This is a genomic window from Brevibacillus choshinensis (assembly GCF_001420695.1).
In the GTDB taxonomy this organism is placed as follows: Bacteria; Bacillota; Bacilli; order Brevibacillales; family Brevibacillaceae; genus Brevibacillus; species Brevibacillus choshinensis.
Genome location: NZ_LJJB01000007.1, coordinates 609,441 through 626,638, shown reverse-complemented (window position 1 = coordinate 626,638; position 17,198 = coordinate 609,441). Strand labels below are relative to the sequence as shown.

The window sequence follows — 17,198 nt, the reverse complement described above, 5'->3', positions numbered from 1 at the left end:
TTTTTTCCATTGTAGCGCAAACGCAATGCGATGTCTAATTTGCATGCGCTCCCGAGTGTTACAAGGAAAAAGGCGACGATGCCAGATCCTCAGCAGGCAATTGCAGGGTGAAACCAGCCGTTTCTGCCTCAGGCTGAACCTGCTCAGGCACCGCCATTTCAATCACCTGAGCAACAGTCGAGACCGGAATGATTTCAATGCCCGTCATTTCTGCAAAAATGCTTTGCCAGTTTTCTTCAGGGATGAGCACCCGTGTCACCCCCGCTTGTTTCGCTGCTTCTACTTTGGCAACGACTCCCCCGACCGGTTTTACTTTGCCGTGAATGCTTACTTCACCCGTCATCGCCAAGCAGTTGTCGACAGGAATTCCACGAATCGCGGAGTAAATCGCCGTAGCAATCGTGATCCCGGCAGATGGTCCATCCACCGGAATACCACCAGGGAAATTGATGTGCAGATCGTATTCGTACGGACGTACACCCATGCGATTCAGCACCGTCAATACGTTTTCCACCGAGCCTCTGGCCATGGATTTCCGACGGATCGTCCTACTGCGAGTCCCCATCTCCTCTTCCTCTGCCATGCCAGTGATCGCCATTTTTCCTTGACCTGGCACTCTCGCAGGAGAAGCCGTTACTTCCAGCTCCATGACACTGCCCATGTTCGGTCCATATACGGCAAGCCCATTGACCAAGCCCACCTGTGGCGTCTCATGCACCTGTTTTTCCGGACGTGGCGACTTCTGGCTGCTGTGCATGACCCACTCTACGTCCGCAGCGATAATATTCTTGCGTTCTTCGGTCAAAGCGATCCCCGCTGCGATTTGTAGCGTATTGATCGCTTCCCTTCCGTTGGTCGCGTAACGTTCGATGACAGACACTGCTGAATCGTCGATGGCCAAATCCATTTTTGTCACGGCCGTACGAATGATGCTACCGATCTCTCCCGCCTTTAATGGACGGAAGAAGATCTCCAGACAACGAGAGCGCAAGGCAGCCGGTAGTTCTTCCGGCAATCTCGTCGTCGCTCCTACCAAGCGAAAATCGGCAGGAAGCCCATACTTGAAAACGTCGTGAATATGCGAAGGAATTTGGCTATTCTCCTCGCTGTAATAGGCACTTTCCAGCATCACTTTGCGATCTTCCAGCACTTTTAGCAGCTTGTTCATCTGCACAGGATGCAGCTCACCAATTTCGTCGAGAAAGAGCATACCACCATGCGCTTTGGTAACCGCACCTGGCTTGGGTTGGGGAATACCCGCCTGACCGAGAGAGCCTGCCCCTTGGTAGATCGGGTCGTGAACAGAACCAATCAGCGGATCAGCAATTCCTCGCTCGTCAAAACGGGCAATCGTCGCATCAATCTCAATGAATTTGGCATCTGTGGTAAAGGGCGACAGTTGATTTTTCTTGGCTTCCTCCAGCACTACCCTCGCTGCAGCGGTTTTCCCTACTCCCGGAGGTCCGTAAACAATGACGTGCTGCGGATTTGGACCACATAGCGCTGCGCGCAATGCCCGCAATCCATCCTCCTGCCCCACGATTTCCTCCAATTTGGCCGGTCTTGTCTTTTCTGATAAAGGCTCAGTCAGTGCAACCATCCTCATCCGACGAATAGAATCCAGATCCTTTCTCGATTCCTTTTCCGTGGATGTCTTGGTATTCCTCTGCGCTCTCAGCAAGTTCCAAAAGTAGGTCCCAATTACGATCCCAACGACTACTTCAATGACGGCAATAACCAATGTCGTATAGTCCATTTGAATCCCTCCCATTGCACCTATGTAAAAGCGTCTCTTGAACTATATCTTGTAGTATTGCCCCGCAACCGTAGACGTAAACCATAAACCGTGGCTCTGTCAGCCCTTGCCAAGACACAGAAAAACCGCCCCGAATGCACGGAGCGGTCATTTTCCAGCAAAATGCTTATGCGGTTTCACCGCGGACATCATGACCTTCTTTGTTCATGAGTTGCGGTTTCACTTTATCACGTACGGTCTCTTCCGTGATGACGCACTTGCCAACATCTTCACGAGATGGCAGTTCGTACATCATATCGAGCATGATTTGTTCGATGATCGCACGCAGTCCGCGCGCACCGGTGTTGCGCTTGATCGCTTCTTTGGCGATCTGCAAGAGAGCACCTGCATCGAATTCCAGCTCTACGCCATCCAGGCTCAGCAGTTTTTGGTACTGCTTCACCAAGGAGTTTTTCGGCTCGGTCAAAATGCGTACGAGCGTTTCTTCATCCAGCGGTTCCAGCGTAGCCAGAACTGGCAAACGACCGACGAACTCTGGAATCAGACCGAATTTCAAGAGGTCTTCTGGCAATACGTGTTTCAGGTACTCCCCAGCTTTCAGGTCGCCTTTGACGCCTTCACCAAAGTCAGCGCCAAACCCGATAACTTTTTTGCCCAGACGACGTTTGATGATTTGCTCTACCCCGTCAAATGCACCACCGCAAATGAACAGGATGTTGGAAGTATCGATCTGGATAAACTCCTGATGCGGATGCTTGCGTCCACCTTGTGGAGGAACACTCGCTACCGTACCTTCCAAAATTTTCAGCAGAGCTTGCTGTACGCCTTCTCCAGAAACATCGCGGGTGATCGATGGGTTTTCCGACTTGCGAGCAACCTTATCGATCTCGTCGATGTAGATAATGCCTTTTTCTGCTTTCTCTACATCATAATCCGCAGCCTGGATCAGCTTGAGCAAAATATTTTCCACGTCTTCGCCCACGTAGCCTGCTTCCGTCAAAGAAGTAGCATCCGCGATCGCAAACGGTACATTCAAGATGCGCGCCAGCGTTTGTGCGAGTAACGTTTTACCGCTACCAGTAGGGCCGATCAGCATGATGTTGGATTTTTGGAGCTCCACATCCTCGATCTTGGCACCCGAGTTAATCCGTTTGTAGTGGTTGTACACCGCTACAGACAGCGATTTTTTCGCCAGATCCTGACCGATTACATAATCGTCCAGGATTTTGCGGATTTCCACTGGTTTCGGGATTTCTTTCATGTCGATTTCTTCTTCTGTGCCCAGTTCTTCCTGTACAATTTCATTGCACAGTTCGATACACTCGTCACAAATGTATACACCAGGACCAGCCACCAGCTTGCGCACCTGTTCCTGGGACTTGCCGCAGAAGGAACACTTCAGTTGGCCTTTGTCGTCGTTAAACTTAAACATGCGCTTCACCTCACAACGGGTCAGTTTTTGCGTTCAATAATAGCGTCAATCAAGCCATAAGCCTTTGCGTCTTCTGCACTCATGAAATTGTCGCGATCCGTATCTGCCTCTACACGCTCATAAGGCTGACCTGTCCGCTCTGACAAAATTTGATTCAGCTGGCGCTTGGTTTTCAGAATCCATTCCGCATGAATGCGAATATCCTCTGCTTGCCCGCGTACGCCACCGAGCGGTTGGTGAATCATGACTTCACTGTTTGGCAAGGCAAAGCGTTTGCCTTTGGCACCCGCTGCCAACAGAAAAGCCCCCATACTCGCAGCCATTCCTACACAAATCGTAGAAACGTCAGGCTTGATGTACTGCATCGTGTCGTAGATAGCCATGCCCGCCGTCACAGAACCGCCGGGAGAGTTTATGTATAGCGAAATATCTTTGTCCGGATCTTCTGCCTGCAAAAACAGCAGTTGGGCGACGATCAGATTGGCGACTTCATCATCAATCTCTGTGCCCAAAAGGATGATCCGATCTTTCAAGAGGCGCGAGTAGATATCATAGGAGCGTTCGCCTCTGCTCGTTTGCTCAATGACCATAGGGATCAACATATGTATGTTCCTCCTTTGCCGAAAAGAACCTCTGTTGAGGACAATTCGCGGCTATGCGACCTCGATTTGCAGTGAGAGGGACGTAACAATTATCCATTGGTGGAAAAACAAGGCACGAGCGAATCGTGCCTTGTTTTCTCCAATGATAGCAGTAAGTAAACCCCTATCGCGGCCAGTTCAGGGATGAGCGACCGCGATTTAGTGGAAAGTTTACATGCGCTCCAGAATCAATAAGCGCGAACGCATATCAATTCTTTCGCGTTCAGGATATCCCGACCACTGGTCCATCATGCGTTCTTCCTAAGCTTATGCACTTACTTTGCTTTCTGCAACCAGGAAATCTACTGTTTTGCGAGTTTGCACGTCGCGGTACAGAGCAGCCATACCATCTTGCGCGGAGAAGATTTTGCGCAGCTCATCTGCAGGTCGGCCATATACGCCAGCCAGCTTGTTCAGCTCTTCGTTTACATCTTCTTCGGTTGCTTCGATGTTTTCTGCTTTTCCGATTGCTTCGAGCGTCAGGGACGTACGAACACGGGATGTTGCATCTGCACGCAATTGGTCACGCAGTTGGCTTTCGTCCATACCGGAGAACTGGTAGTACAGCTCCAGCGTCATTCCTTGGTATTGGAGGCGTTGGCCAAACTCGCTTACCATTTGATCCAGTTCATGCTCAACCATAACTGCCGGCAGATCGATCTCAGCGTTTTCAGCTGCTTTCAGAACGAGCTGTTCACGAACATATTGATCTTTTTCTTGCTCTGTTTTTTCTTCGAGTTTTTTCTTGGTGTCAGCTTTCAGCTCTTCCAGCGTGTCGAACTCGCTCACGTCTTTGGCGAACTCGTCGTCCAAAGCTGGCAGGTTTTTGCGCTTCAGGCTGTTCAGCTTCACTTTGAATACCGCTTCTTTACCCGCGAGGTTTGGAGAGTGGTATTCTTCAGGGAATGTTACAGTGATGTCTTTCTCTTCGCCTACGTTCAAGCCAATTACTTGCTCTTCAAAGCCGGCGATGAAAGTACCTGAACCCAATTCCAGAGAGTAGTCTTCAGCTTTTCCGCCTTCAAATGCTTCACCGTCTTGGAAGCCTTCGAAATCGATGACAGCCAGGTCGCCGATTTGTGCAGCGCCCTCTTCTACTGCAACCAGTTCAGCATGACGCTCTTGCATGCGTTTCAGTTCAGCGTCGAGGCTTTCTTCCGTTACAGAGAAATCTTTGTCTTCGATGCTCAGGTTTTTGTAGTCACCGAGCTTCACTTCTGGCTTCACAGTCACAGTCGCTTTGAAGATCAGGTTTTTCCCTTGCTCCATTTGCGCTACATCTACTTCTGGACGGTCAACTGGATCGATACCAGCTTCTTGTACAGCTTGTCCGTATGCAGTAGGAAGCAGAATGTCAAGTGCATCCTGATACAAAGATTCTACACCAAAACGCGCTTCAAACATTTTGCGCGGAACTTTCCCTTTGCGGAATCCAGGAACCTGAACTTTTTGTACCACTTTTTTAAATGCTTGGTCCAATGCTGCGTCTACTTGCGAAGCATCTACTTCAACCGTCAGGACTCCCTGGTTATTCTCTACCTTTTCCCAATTTGCTGCCACGTAAACTTCCCCTCCTAGATTGGATCAAAGAACACCGTCAGCCACGCAATATGAGGATGCGGGCTCGGACGATAATATTCTAGCCATTATAACCATTCTAGTATAGCACATATCTTTTCATTTTCAACAAGCCTCTCATTTAGCGCCTCAAGGAGTAGGTTCCCCCTAGACTTTGAACGGGATTACCCCGATGGTCAAAGAACGAAACCGTCACCTGGACGGTACTTTTCGCCACTCCTGTTTGCTCCAAAATGACATAGGTCGGCACATCAAAGCCACGAGGCATTTGCAGACTGCCAGGGTTCAGGAATAGAATGTCTCGCACCACTCCGCATGTAGGGACGTGGGAATGTCCGAATACGACGACGTTCGCCCCCATCTCCTCAGCACGATAATGGAGGCGCAAGAGAGAGTTTTTCACCCCGAATAGATGACCGTGGGTTTGCAGGATATTCAAGTAGCGCCACTTCGTCTGCTGCTCGGTCGGCACGTCTTTTGTCGTGTCACAATTGCCGCGGACGAGCGTCATGTGAGAAAAGGGCTCCCGCAAATGATCGACACAAAAATCGCCACAGTGCAATATTTTCTCCACCGCATGTCTTCCCGCGACTTGCTGAACTTCCCTTACCAGACCGTGGCTATCGCTCATGACCAGAATTCCCATTGCGCTCTCACTCTCCTGTTCTCTCTTTCCCGAATCGTGATAGTAGCTAGCCCTCTACTTTGATGGCTTCCAGCAAATTGCGCATGGCTTGTGCTCTGTGGCTAATCTGGTTTTTTTCATCCGGTGAAAGCTGCGCCATCATTTTCCCCTGCTCGGGTAAATAAAACACAGGATCGTAGCCAAAGCCGTTTGTGCCAGCTGATTCGTGCGCGATGACTCCCTCACATGCCCCCGTAGTAATGACTGGGTCACGACCTGGCTCTACGAAGGCCAGTGTGCACCGAAAACGTGCCGTGCGTTCTTCATCCGGTACTGAACTGAGCTCTTGCAAGAGCTTGCGCCAGTTTTCTTCGTCAGTCGCGTCTTCTCCGGCATAGCGAGCAGAGTATACGCCTGGGCGTCCTTGCAGTGCGTCAACTTCCAATCCGGAATCGTCGCCGACTGCGGGTATTCCCAAGTATGTAGAAATCGTAATCGCTTTTTTAATAGCGTTGGCTTCGAACGTATCTCCGTCTTCCACCACTTCAGGGACTCCGTCAAAATTGGCCAGGCTGATTCCTTCCCAGCCCAATTCGGCAAAGAGTTTATTGAACTCTTTTACTTTCCCTTGGTTGCGTGTGGCCAGAACCACCTGCTTGCGATCAGACATGGCTCCCCTCCGCAACGCTATCTGCAAATGTCAACGGCACATCTGCCAACGCATGTTTTTGGCTGGCAATAAGTTGGCCGATCCCAGACTTGGCAAGTGCAATCATATCTTGAAGCTGATCCGCTGAAAATGGTGCGTCTTCCCCTGTTCCCTGGAGCTCGACGAACTTGCCTTTGCCTGTCATCACAACGTTCATGTCGACGATCGCAGTCGAATCTTCTTTATAGTTCAAGTCCAGCAAAGTCTCTTCACCGATGACACCTACCGATGTGGCGGCCAGGAAATCGTGAAGTGGCAACTGTTTCCACACGCCACTTTCTACGAGCTTTTGCATCGCGTCGACCATAGCGACGAATGCCCCGGTAATGGAAGCTGTTCTTGTTCCGCCATCTGCTTGAATCACATCACAATCGATCCAAATCGTTCTCTCACCCATTGCTTCTAATTGAACAACGGAACGCAGAGCGCGTCCGATCAATCGCTGGATCTCCATGGTACGTCCGCCTACTTTCCCTTTGGACGACTCCCGTGCATTACGCGTAGCTGTCGCACGTGGGAGCATGGAGTACTCGGCAGTGATCCATCCCTTTCCGCCACCACGCATAAACGGCGGTACCCTCTCCTCCAAGGTCGCCGTACAAATCACCTTTGTGTCTCCAACTTCAATCAGGCAAGATCCTTCTGCGTGTTTAATGTAATTGCGCGTAATCGTAACAGGGCGCAATTGGTCATGGGCGCGGCCATCCACTCTCATTCCAAGTTCCTCCTAAATCGCTTTGATACACTTTGCTCATTATACCAGAGGCAGGAAACGATCTGCCACTGAACAAACGCCCACAGGCTATTTGCCTTAATTGCAAATATTCGCATGAATTGCGGGATATACACGAATGCCTGCGAAAAAATGTTGCAGGTGACTATGTGATTAGGACATTACTGGTTCACTAGCGTTGTTCTCTTTTGGAAATCGTCCCGAGTCAGTCCATTAAAAAACCACGCTCGCGGTAACGAACGTGGTCAGGCAACAGAATTGGATTAAAACTGCATCGGATTGAGCTGTACAGGACGGCTCACCGGCTTGGTGTAGTCTGCATTGGATAAAGGTTTTCCCTCTACCAGCAGCTGCACTTTCGGAGCACCCGTGCTCTCCGTCAGGGAAAGTACGAGAGACTCCAAAGCTTCGGGGCTTGCCTCTTTGCCTTCGTCATACTTAAGAATATCGTTACTCAAATTGACCGTGAGCAGGTCTTTTTCCTGTTTCACATCCAGTACACGCGTCGTCCGCAGCAAGGAGCTGAACAGCTGTGACCCTTCTTTTGGGCCTTTGATCAGCTCTTCGACTGTCGCCTTCGCTAGGTCAGTGGTGGCAGGAATCAACCGAGTGACGGGCACAAAGTACGTGCGCGAATCATCGAGCTGCCCCTGGAAGAAAACCGTAACGGAGGACGTGTTTCCTGGTATCGCACCATCAGCCAATTCGAGATTGACTCCATGGCCACGATCGAGCTGCGTGATCGGCGTGCTCGCTGCCGGCATCTCAGTGAGCGGCGTACCATTTACCCAGATCTGAACCATCTTCACATTGCTGAATTCTGTCATGGCCCGGGTCACGGCATCCAGTATCCGCTTCTCGTCCTTTTCCTCATAGGTTTTAAACTCTTTGGAGAAGTCGACCGTCGCCACTCCATTCTTGATCACAAGCCCTTTTACCTCGGTCCCTTGGGGCAGCACGGCGGAGAATCCTCCTTGGAGCAAGCTTTCCACTGGCCCACCCTTGACCATGTAGCTCAGGATCTGTTTGGCGACACCCTCTTCTTTCGGAAGAGTCAACGATACAGGCACGACGTACCCGTTTGCATCCAGCAGATAAACCGTACGCTCAGCCGTCCCTACTGCGACAGTCTGTGTACCTTGCGCAGAGCCATCAATAGGCGTTGTTGCATCCGGCAATTCTACCGCCACCTGTGACTGCGGCGGCGCATCAATACTGGTCGCTTCCTTTTCCGGGCCAAAGAGACCGCAGCCTGACAGCAGCAAGGCGCTGACTCCTAGCACAGCTGTCGCTTGGCTAATGCTTCGTATCTTCATATCCCAGCCCTCCTCCAGACACTTTGTACTACCATGTATACGAGCAGGGCTTGGGTTTATGCTTTGAAAGTCGGTAATTACGACTGAAAAGACTTTTCCATGGTGTGATGCTCAACGTGCACCTGGCAATCCAGCCACTCTTCCGCGATCGAGCGGAAACGATTTGTTTCTCCACTCGTCACAAACAGATGCTGGGGTACGCCGGTCGACGGGCGGATACTAGGCTGCTCCTCAATCGCTGCGATCTGAAGGGAAAGCTCACGTGCTGTTTCCTCCGCAGAGCTGATCAAGGTCACTTGATCTCCCATGACATCCTGTATAATCGGTGCGAGCAGCGGATAGTGTGTGCATCCGAGAATCAAAGTGTCCAGCTCTTGGCCCACCAACGGAGCGAGTGTCTCTCTCACCACACGCCGTGCTTCGTCGGAGTCTGCCATATGATTTTCCACCAACGGCACAAACGCCGGACAAGCCATGCCCGACACGGTAAGATCTGGTTGAACGCGCAGTAATGCACGCTCATATGCCTTCGTACGGATCGTCGTCTCGGTACCGATGACCCCAATATGACCACTTTTCGTCGCCTGGACGGCAGCACGTGCACCAGGATCAATCACGCCGATGACCGGGAGAGGCAAATACGCTTTTGCTTCTTCCAAAACAACTGCTGTCGCAGTATTACAAGCGATGACCAACGCTTTTAGCGGTGTGTTCATCACAAAATCAATCATTTGAAAACTGTAGGTACGAATTTCTTCCGGCGATTTGGAGCCGTACGGACAACGTGCATTGTCACCTACATATACGATCCGTTCCTCGGGCAGCTGACGCATGACTTCCTTGGCTACGGTTAATCCTCCCACTCCTGAATCAATGACGGCTATCGCTCGCTCTCTACTCATGCATTGTGTCTCCCCTGTTGTAATGAATATAGTACAGCATACCACTCTGACATGTGTGCTACTACCATATGCGTAGTTTAAATTTCTTGTACTCCGCGAATGTCGCACCTTCTCTGGGCACTTTTCATACGTTGAGAGAGAGAGTATCACCTAAGGCAGGAGGAATTTCAATGGAAGAGCAAACGAAACAACTTCTGGACTGGAGCCAGTGGGGACGCCAATGGATCGAACATCTGAGAGGCCACAAGAAATTAAATCGCGAGCTAGAGCGTCATTTGCACAAATTCGAAGAAACCTTTACACAGCTGGGCCGAAAAGCTGCACGCCTGGATTCGAGCAATCAGTCAGAGGAGCTCCCCCAATTGGTGGTACGTGCAGAAGAAGTCCAGGAGCAGTTTCACCGTTTCCTACGCCTCGTGCAACTGAATGAACAGGACGTGGCAGAGGCTGTCGTGACCCCGGTCTCTTATCCCCTGCAACGCGAGGCGGTACAAGTACCAGTCGCTCGCCCCTTGACTGCTGGACGCCATACACTCCCTCCACTGCCCTACGACTACCATGCGTTGGAACCGCACATCGATGCAGAAACCATGCGCGTCCATCATGACAAGCTGCACAAAAAATACGTCGACGATCTCAATACGGCCGAGCTGAAGCTAGCCGAGGCACGCTCCAATGGAAATTTTGATTTGGTTCGGCACTGGGAGAGGGAGCTGGCATTTAACGGCGCAGGTCATTATCTTCACACGATCTTCTGGCCATCCATGAGCCCGGAAGGCGGCGGTGAACCGAGTGGAGATCTAGCTGAAGCGATCAAGCGGTACTTCGGCTCATTTGATGCGTTTAAAAATCAATTTACGCAGGCGGCAGGTAAGGTGGAGGGACCTGGCTGGGCTATTCTCGTATGGTCTCCACGTGCACAGCATCTGGAAGTCCTGACGGCCGAAAAGCATCAGAACCTCTCCCAGTGGGATACCATTCCCCTGCTTGCCCTCGACGTCTGGGAGCACGCTTATTTCCTCCAATACCAAAATGACCGCGGGAAATACGTCGATGCGTGGTGGAACATCGTCAACTGGCCGTATGTGGAGGACCGCTTTTCACAGGCGCGCAAGCTGCGATGGCAACCGTTTTGAGCCTCTCAATAGAAAAGACAAAAGCCCCCACCTCTCCAGCTAATGTGGATTTGGAGGGGGCCGTTATTCCTGTCGAGATAGCTGTTATTCTTCTTTTAGGCGAAGCTGGCCGGCAATCGTTACATGTGCAGCGCCCCCGACGTGAATGACTGGATGTTCGCGTGTATGTTCAACCGTTACGTACAAGGTACCCGGACGGCCGATCGCGTGCCCCTGACCAATGACCAGATGGTGTACTTTTCCTTTTTCCAAAAAGCCTTCCAGAGCCAAATAACCTGACAATGCACCATTGGCAGCGCCCGTGACCGGATCCTCCGGAATCCCGATTGCCGGAGCAAAGTCACGCGTGTACACGTCATACCCTTCTGGCGCATCCGACGCAAACAAGTGCGTCGTCGTGATCCTATGCTGTTTGTTCAATCTCTCTAATTCTGACAAAAGTGGTACCGCACGATCGATCGCCTCGCACGTCCGGACAGGCACCACTAGATGCAGCCCACCGGTCGAAGCCAGCTTCATCGGATAGCGATCATCCAGATCCTCCAGCCGAATCCCTACCATTCGTGCGACTTCCTCCCGATTCACATCGATTTCCTGAACGGAGGGAGCAATCTGGGTCATCGTCACCTTTTGCAGTTGACCCGCTTCGATGTCCAGCGCGACAGGGATCAGCCCGACATTCGTCTCAAACACGATTGGTCTGCCTTTTTCCAACCAACCTCTTTCCGTCGCCAACAGCCAGGAAGAGCCCACGGTGGCATGCCCGCAAAAGTCGATCTCGGTAGTCGGTGTAAAATAGCGGATACGAAAATCAGCTTCTGGATGTTCACTCGACATGAGAAAGGCTGATTCGGGGAGGTTTAGCTCGTTGGCAATCCGCTGCATTTGCTGTACAGTCAAAGTATTAGCATCTGGAACAACACCAGCAGGGTTACCCGCAAAAGGATTTTGTGTAAAAGCATCCACGTGATAGACATTCACCAGTTTCATTGTGCTCTCTCTCCTTTGTATGATTCGTGTCTGTTCTCTTGCATTTATCATAAATCTGGTACGATTCCGTGTAAAATGAGAGCTTTGCATGCTAGACATGATATTTCTTTCATGAAAGGACGAGAGGCATGACCTTGTTTCAAATCGAGGTTTTGGTCGCTGTAGCGAATAGAGGCAACTTCACACGTGCCGGTGAAGACATTGGCCTCAGTCAATCCGGGGTGAGTCATACGATTGGCTCTTTGGAAAAAGAACTGGGCATCTCCTTGTTTGTGCGCAATCGCAATGGCGTTCAGTTGACTGCTGCTGGCGAAGAAGTCGTCGCTTCTGCCCGAATCATTTTGCAGCAATCCTCCCGCATCAAACAGATAGCCTCAGAGTCTGTCGGTCTGTTACATACGACGATTCGAATCGGCTCCTTTCCCAGTGCGACCGAGCATCTGGTGCTCCCTCTGATACGCGCGCTAAATGGCCTATATCCTCAATTGGAGACTCGTTTGTTTGAAGGGACGTATCCGGAAATCAAAGAGTGGCTTCGTACAGGGGTGGTTGATGTGGGCTTCCATATTCTACCGGAAGCGGACCTGGATGGAATTCTGCTGGTGAAAGACCCGTTAAAGGCTGTCGTGGCTGTCAACCATCCATTAGCGAAGGAAGATTCCCTCACTTTCGAGCAGCTTACTACCGAACCTTTTATCATGCCTATGGCAGGCTGTGAGCTACTGTTGTATAACGAATTTGGCAAAAGGAATCTGAAACCACAGATCAAATACGAGGTCGTAGACAATGCAACGATTCTCGCAATGACTGAAGCTGGTATCGGTGTGACTGTCGTTCCCGAGCTCACACTGCCAACCAACTTGCCTCAGGTCAAGGTCATCGAGCTCGCTCCTCCTGTTTATCGACAGATCGGGCTCGTCGTTCGCTCGCTTGAGGATTGTTCTCCGGCAGTTTTGGCCTTTTTACGTGAGGCCCAACGATACCTATCCACATCGAACTAAAGGACGTGTTCTCGCCGTGAAAAAATGGACGCTCTCTCTTTTCTCCCTACTCCTTGTCGTCAGCGTAGTCCTAGGGCTTGTCGCCCAGTCCGCTACCTTGCTGCCAGTGATCAACCAGAGCTTTCTCTTCGGACTCTTTCTCTTGATTTTCGGTTGTTTGGTCCTCGTTCTTCGCTCAGGGTTTTTCACTGCGTTTGTTCGCGGATTCCAGCAGTTGAAGGACATGTTCTTTCGCAAGCCACGCGTACTGGATAGTGATCTCTATGCGGTTCACGATCCTTCTTACCAACGAAAAAAAGAGGCGATCCTCCAAAAAGGAACGTCTCTCTTGCTAACATCTGGGCTCGGTATGATCTTGTTTTCTCTCGTCCTTACTTGCTTCTACTACGTATAAATAGTAGTCGCTCTCCTGTACACCGCTGTTCTCGCAACCCATCCCACACATACATAATGACGCTCTCGTCATCAGAGCGTCTTTTTTCTATTCGGTTTCGATGGTTAGTTCTCGAACAAATGACAGGCGACCCAGTGCCCGGCTTCCGCCTCTTGCCAGATCGGTTCTGCTTGCGAGCAACGCTCCATGGCAACCGGACAGCGAGTCCTGAATCCGCATCCGCTAGGCTTGTTTGCCGGACTTGGCAGATCCCCTTGTAACACAATCCGCTCCCGTTTTATCGTGGGGTCTGGCACAGGAACGGAGGAAAGCAGCGCCTTTGTATAAGGATGCAGTGGTCTTGCGTACAAAGCGCTACTGGAGGTGAGCTCCACCATTTTCCCCAAATACATAACACCGATCCGGTTGGAAATATGCTTCACCATCGATAGATCATGAGCGATGAACAAATAGGTCAACCCTCTGTCGCGTTGCAAATCCTCCAACAAATTGACGACCTGTGCCTGAATAGAAACGTCCAGCGCAGAAATCGGCTCGTCCGCAATGATGAATTCTGGCTCAACCGCCAACGCTCGGGCAATCCCGATGCGCTGACGCTGCCCACCGCTGAATTCATGAGGGAACCTCTGTGCGTGGTCTTTATGCAAGCCGACCAAGGAGAGCAGCTCTGCCACGCGTTCGCGGCGCATTCCTTTGTTGAGTCCGTGGATATCTAGACCTTCGGCAATGATATCTTCCACCGTCATGCGCGGGTTCAGGCTGGCCTGCGGGTCCTGAAAGATCATCTGGACATCGCGATTAAACTGCCACGCTTCTTTTCCACGCAGCTTGTGCACATTCTTGCCTTTAAAGAGCACTTCCCCGTCCGTATTTTCATAGAGTCGGATAATCGTGCGGCCAAGCGTCGATTTGCCGCATCCGCTCTCTCCGACTAGACCTAGCGTCTCACCTTTTTGAATGGTAAAGGAAACCCCATCTACTGCCTTGAGCTCAAAATCAGCGCCAACAGCAAAGTACTTTTTCAGATCGCGAACTTCTAGTAATGCCTCTGTCATATTTCCTGCCTCCCTGCAGCTACCAGCTCATCGATGCGAGGCGCACGCGAATCGTGCAGCCAGCAAGCGGCTCTGTGTTCGCCACCAAACTCCGTCGTCACTGGCATCTGCTGATCACAAATTTCCATCGCAAACTCGCAGCGAGCTGCAAATGGGCAGCCTGTTGGGGGATTAAACAGGTCAGGAGGCGTGCCTTCGATGGGAACCAGTCTCTGTCTTTCTCCTTCGTCCAATCGAGGTAACGAACGCTTCAGTCCCCACGTATACGGATGCCGCGGGTTGGCGAAAACATTTTCTACTGTCCCTGTCTCCACCACGATCCCGGCGTACATCACAACCATGCGATGAGCAATCTCGGCCACGACACCTAAATCGTGCGTAATAATAACGACGGACAGCTCCTGCTCCTCCTGCAGTCGCTTCAGCAAATCCAGAATTTGCGCCTGGATCGTCACATCGAGTGCGGTAGTCGGCTCATCGGCGATCACGAGCTTGGGCTGACACGCGAGAGCGATCGCGATGACGACACGCTGTCGCATACCTCCACTGAACTGATGGGGATATTGGTCGATCCGCTGCTCCGGGTCCGGAATACCGACAAGCCGTAGCATCTCGATGGCTCGTTGGCGTGCTTCCTCTCGCGTTACCTTTTGACTGCGGACAAAGCCTTCTACAATTTGCGTGCCCACTTTCATTGTGGGATTGAGCGCCGTCATCGGGTCCTGAAACACCATGCCGATCTCGGTACCGCGAATCGCGAGCAGCTCTTTTTTCGGGAGATGGCTGATTTCTCTTCCTTCAAACAAGACCTTTCCACCCGCCATCTTGCCCGGTGGATTGGGAATCAGCCCCATGATCGCTTGCGCCGTCACGCTTTTTCCGCAGCCGCTCTCACCGACAATCGCAACCGTTTCTCCCTTGTCGACATGGAAGCTGACACCGCGAACCGCCTGCACTTCTCCGCCGTACGTTTTAAAATTCACTTTCAAATCATCGATCTCAAGCAAATGTCTGGTCATCTCTCTATGCTCCCCTCCGTTCCTAATCGCGCAGACGTGGATCCAGTGCGTCCTGCAAGCCATCACCGAAAACGTTGAACGCGAACATCGTCAGCGAGATCATCAACGCCGGGAAAAACAGCCGCCACCAGTCTCCGGTCAAAATAACGCCCAATCCGTCGTTCGTCATCGTCCCCCAGCTCGCGACAGGTGCCTGAACACCCAGCCCCAAAAAGCTCAGGAACGACTCAGCAAAGATCGCAGACGGAATCGTAAAGGTCAGGTTCACGATGATGACACCAAATGTATTAGGGATCAAATGCTTCAGCAGGATACGCGAAAACTTGGCTCCCAAAACTTGTGCAGCCAGGATGAACTCCTGATTTTTCAACTGGAGAATCTGCCCGCGCACCAGCCTCGCCATTCCTACCCAGCCTGTCGCGGAGAGCGCGATGATGATGGTCAAAAGCCCAGGTTCCATCACGACCATAAGCAGGATGACCACGAGGAGGTATGGTAAACCGTACAAGATTTCGATGACCCGCATGATGATCGTATCGATCCTCTCCCCACGCTTGCCACGTCCTGCCATATAGCCAGCCACGCCACCTACCGCCACGCCAATAATTAAATCGATGAGCGCAGCGACCACCCCGATGGTCAACGAGATTCTGGCACCGTACCACGTACGCGCGAACATGTCTCGCCCGAGCTCGTCTGTTCCAAACCAATGCTCGGAGGATAACTCCTGATTTTTCATTAAAAGACTTTGATCCGAATAGCTGTATGACACCAGATTGGGCCCAATGATCGCCATCGCGATCAGCGCCACGATAATGATGAGCCCTAGCATCGCCAGTTTGTTTTTGATCAGTTTCCTGATGACTTGCTGCCCATTACTGAGGCTCGGCCTCGCGATCACAGTGGCCTGCGTGTTCTTGGTCAACGGGCGAAATAACGGGTCTATTCTTTGTTCCATCGCCACAGTCTATCTCTCCTTGTTGGTCAGCTTGATCCGCGGGTCAATCAGCGTATACGCGATGTCGATAAGGAAGATCGTGACGATCAGAATCGCGCTGTAAAAGATGGTCGTACCCAAAATGACAGGATAGTCCCGATTGAAAATGCCATCCACGAAATATTTCCCGATGCCAGGAATTGCAAAGATCTTCTCGACGACAAAGGTTCCCGTAATCAGAGAAGCAATGAGCGGCCCCAAAAAGGTGACGACAGGCAGGATCGCATTGCGGATGCCGTGTCTGACCACGATGAGAAAGGTAGGTATTCCTTTTGCCTCCGCTGTTCGGATGTAGTTCTGATTCATGACCTCGATCATGCTCGCGCGCATGTACCTGGTGATGACAGCTACGGGCCCAAATGCGAGAGCGAGAGAGGGTAGTACCGTATGCATCCACGTCCCCCACGTCGCAACTGGGAAGATCGTCAGCTTAATTGCAAAAAAGTTGATCAAGAGCGGCGCCATGATGAAGCTGGGTACGGCCACCCCGAGTACGGCGAGTGCCATCGCCACGTAATCCAGCCACTTGTTTCGATTGAGAGCAGCAATGATTCCAAACGTGATCCCGAAAATCAAGGCAACCACGATCGCTTGCCCCCCTAGCCATGCGGACGCGCCAAATCCGTCTGCGATCATGTCGTTGACACCGCGTGAGTCTGATTTGATCGAAGGTCCCAGGTCCAGCATGACCAGATTTTTCAAATACAACAGATACTGAATTGGCAAAGGCTCGTCCAAGTGATACTTGGCACGCAGATTGGCAAGAATTTGCTCCGGCAGCTGATCGGATTCAGAAGCAAATGGGTTTCCCGGAATGGAATGCATCAAGGAAAATGTCAGCGTCACGATAATCCACAAGGTGACCAGCATCATCAAAACGCGTTTTACCAGATAGTTGGACATGAAGCGCCTCC

17 protein-coding genes are annotated in these 17,198 nt (G+C 51.4%); 3 read left to right on the top strand and 14 right to left on the bottom strand.

Annotated elements, in window-relative coordinates; translation table 11 throughout:
* Positions 1-58: 58 nt before the first annotated feature.
* The 9 genes from lonB to racE form a co-directional block, all read right to left on the bottom strand.
* Entirely contained in the window at positions 59-1,756 is a 1,698-nt protein-coding gene (gene lonB / locus AN963_RS02945; RefSeq protein ID WP_055743067.1) for an ATP-dependent protease LonB, read from the bottom strand.
* Between the two features lie 166 nt (positions 1,757-1,922).
* Positions 1,923-3,188: an ATP-dependent protease ATP-binding subunit ClpX gene (clpX, locus tag AN963_RS02940; RefSeq protein WP_055743066.1), complete on the bottom strand. Its 1,266-nt coding sequence runs from the start codon at positions 3,186-3,188 to the stop codon at positions 1,923-1,925.
* A gap of 20 nt (positions 3,189-3,208) precedes the next feature.
* Positions 3,209-3,790 carry an ATP-dependent Clp endopeptidase proteolytic subunit ClpP gene (gene clpP, locus AN963_RS02935; RefSeq protein WP_055743065.1) on the bottom strand — a complete coding sequence of 194 codons (582 nt, stop codon included), beginning with the start codon at positions 3,788-3,790 and terminating at the stop codon, positions 3,209-3,211.
* Between the two features lie 306 nt (positions 3,791-4,096).
* Positions 4,097-5,389 (bottom strand): trigger factor, encoded by a 1,293-nt coding sequence (gene tig / locus AN963_RS02930; RefSeq protein WP_055743064.1) that lies wholly within the window; start codon positions 5,387-5,389, stop codon positions 4,097-4,099.
* 139 nt (positions 5,390-5,528) lie between these two features.
* Positions 5,529-6,053 carry a metallophosphoesterase family protein gene (locus AN963_RS02925; protein WP_055743063.1) on the bottom strand — a complete coding sequence of 175 codons (525 nt, stop codon included), beginning with the start codon at positions 6,051-6,053 and terminating at the stop codon, positions 5,529-5,531.
* Between the two features lie 46 nt (positions 6,054-6,099).
* A complete protein-coding gene (locus AN963_RS02920) occupies positions 6,100-6,702 on the bottom strand; it encodes an XTP/dITP diphosphatase (protein WP_055743062.1) in 603 nt (200 codons plus the stop codon).
* Entirely contained in the window at positions 6,695-7,456 is a 762-nt protein-coding gene (rph, locus tag AN963_RS02915; RefSeq protein WP_055743061.1) for a ribonuclease PH, read from the bottom strand. The genes AN963_RS02920 and rph overlap by 8 nt, the downstream gene beginning before the upstream one ends.
* 281 nt (positions 7,457-7,737) lie before the next feature.
* Complete coding sequence (locus AN963_RS02910) at positions 7,738-8,790, bottom strand: GerMN domain-containing protein (protein WP_055743060.1); 1,053 nt, start codon at positions 8,788-8,790, stop codon at positions 7,738-7,740.
* 77 nt (positions 8,791-8,867) lie between these two features.
* Positions 8,868-9,692, bottom strand: coding sequence for a glutamate racemase (gene racE, locus AN963_RS02905; RefSeq protein ID WP_055743059.1), 825 nt, complete (start codon positions 9,690-9,692; stop codon positions 8,868-8,870).
* Between the two features lie 170 nt (positions 9,693-9,862).
* Between racE and AN963_RS02900 the strand changes: the two genes are divergently transcribed.
* Positions 9,863-10,828, top strand: a complete 966-nt coding sequence (locus AN963_RS02900) for a superoxide dismutase (RefSeq protein ID WP_055743058.1) — start codon at positions 9,863-9,865, stop codon at positions 10,826-10,828.
* A gap of 84 nt (positions 10,829-10,912) precedes the next feature.
* Here AN963_RS02900 and AN963_RS02895 read toward each other — a convergent pair whose 3' ends face one another.
* On the bottom strand, positions 10,913-11,818 hold the full coding sequence (locus tag AN963_RS02895; protein ID WP_055743057.1) for a PhzF family phenazine biosynthesis protein: 906 nt from the start codon (positions 11,816-11,818) through the stop codon (positions 10,913-10,915).
* A gap of 128 nt (positions 11,819-11,946) precedes the next feature.
* On the opposite strand from AN963_RS02895, the gene AN963_RS02890 reads away from it, so the two are divergent.
* Both AN963_RS02890 and AN963_RS02885 read left to right on the top strand, forming a co-directional pair.
* Positions 11,947-12,819 (top strand): LysR family transcriptional regulator, encoded by an 873-nt coding sequence (locus AN963_RS02890; protein WP_055743056.1) that lies wholly within the window; start codon positions 11,947-11,949, stop codon positions 12,817-12,819.
* Between the two features lie 16 nt (positions 12,820-12,835).
* Entirely contained in the window at positions 12,836-13,213 is a 378-nt protein-coding gene (locus tag AN963_RS02885) for a DUF3899 domain-containing protein (protein WP_055743055.1), read from the top strand.
* Positions 13,214-13,317: 104 nt separating this feature from the next.
* On the opposite strand, the gene AN963_RS02880 is transcribed toward AN963_RS02885, so the two are convergent.
* The 4 genes from AN963_RS02880 to AN963_RS02865 are packed head-to-tail and all read right to left on the bottom strand — an operon-like array spanning position 13,318 to position 17,187.
* Complete coding sequence (locus AN963_RS02880) at positions 13,318-14,268, bottom strand: ABC transporter ATP-binding protein (protein WP_055743054.1); 951 nt, start codon at positions 14,266-14,268, stop codon at positions 13,318-13,320.
* On the bottom strand, positions 14,265-15,287 hold the full coding sequence (locus AN963_RS02875; protein WP_055743053.1) for an ABC transporter ATP-binding protein: 1,023 nt from the start codon (positions 15,285-15,287) through the stop codon (positions 14,265-14,267). The genes AN963_RS02880 and AN963_RS02875 overlap by 4 nt, the downstream gene beginning before the upstream one ends.
* Before the next feature lie 22 nt (positions 15,288-15,309).
* A complete protein-coding gene (locus AN963_RS02870; protein ID WP_236707931.1) occupies positions 15,310-16,245 on the bottom strand; it encodes an ABC transporter permease in 936 nt (311 codons plus the stop codon).
* Positions 16,246-16,254: 9 nt separating this feature from the next.
* Complete coding sequence (locus AN963_RS02865; RefSeq protein WP_055743051.1) at positions 16,255-17,187, bottom strand: ABC transporter permease; 933 nt, start codon at positions 17,185-17,187, stop codon at positions 16,255-16,257.
* Positions 17,188-17,198: the final 11 nt, after the last annotated feature.

Excerpts from the sequence above, each read along its gene's own strand:
- lonB (WP_055743067.1), bottom strand. The coding sequence starts at position 1,756 with ATGGACTATACGACATTGGTTATTGCCGTCATTGAAGTAGTCGTTGGG.
- clpX (WP_055743066.1), bottom strand. The coding sequence starts at position 3,188 with ATGTTTAAGTTTAACGACGACAAAGGCCAACTGAAGTGTTCCTTCTGC.
- clpP (WP_055743065.1), bottom strand. The coding sequence starts at position 3,790 with ATGTTGATCCCTATGGTCATTGAGCAAACGAGCAGAGGCGAACGCTCC.
- AN963_RS02925 (WP_055743063.1), bottom strand. The coding sequence starts at position 6,053 with ATGGGAATTCTGGTCATGAGCGATAGCCACGGTCTGGTAAGGGAAGTT.
- AN963_RS02920 (WP_055743062.1), bottom strand. The coding sequence starts at position 6,702 with ATGTCTGATCGCAAGCAGGTGGTTCTGGCCACACGCAACCAAGGGAAA.
- rph (WP_055743061.1), bottom strand. The coding sequence starts at position 7,456 with ATGAGAGTGGATGGCCGCGCCCATGACCAATTGCGCCCTGTTACGATT.
- AN963_RS02910 (WP_055743060.1), bottom strand. The coding sequence starts at position 8,790 with ATGAAGATACGAAGCATTAGCCAAGCGACAGCTGTGCTAGGAGTCAGC.
- racE (WP_055743059.1), bottom strand. The coding sequence starts at position 9,692 with ATGAGTAGAGAGCGAGCGATAGCCGTCATTGATTCAGGAGTGGGAGGA.
- AN963_RS02900 (WP_055743058.1), top strand. The coding sequence starts at position 9,863 with ATGGAAGAGCAAACGAAACAACTTCTGGACTGGAGCCAGTGGGGACGC.
- AN963_RS02895 (WP_055743057.1), bottom strand. The coding sequence starts at position 11,818 with ATGAAACTGGTGAATGTCTATCACGTGGATGCTTTTACACAAAATCCT.
- AN963_RS02890 (WP_055743056.1), top strand. The coding sequence starts at position 11,947 with ATGACCTTGTTTCAAATCGAGGTTTTGGTCGCTGTAGCGAATAGAGGC.
- AN963_RS02880 (WP_055743054.1), bottom strand. The coding sequence starts at position 14,268 with ATGACAGAGGCATTACTAGAAGTTCGCGATCTGAAAAAGTACTTTGCT.
- AN963_RS02875 (WP_055743053.1), bottom strand. The coding sequence starts at position 15,287 with ATGACCAGACATTTGCTTGAGATCGATGATTTGAAAGTGAATTTTAAA.
- AN963_RS02870 (WP_236707931.1), bottom strand. The coding sequence starts at position 16,245 with ATGGAACAAAGAATAGACCCGTTATTTCGCCCGTTGACCAAGAACACG.
- AN963_RS02865 (WP_055743051.1), bottom strand. The coding sequence starts at position 17,187 with ATGTCCAACTATCTGGTAAAACGCGTTTTGATGATGCTGGTCACCTTG.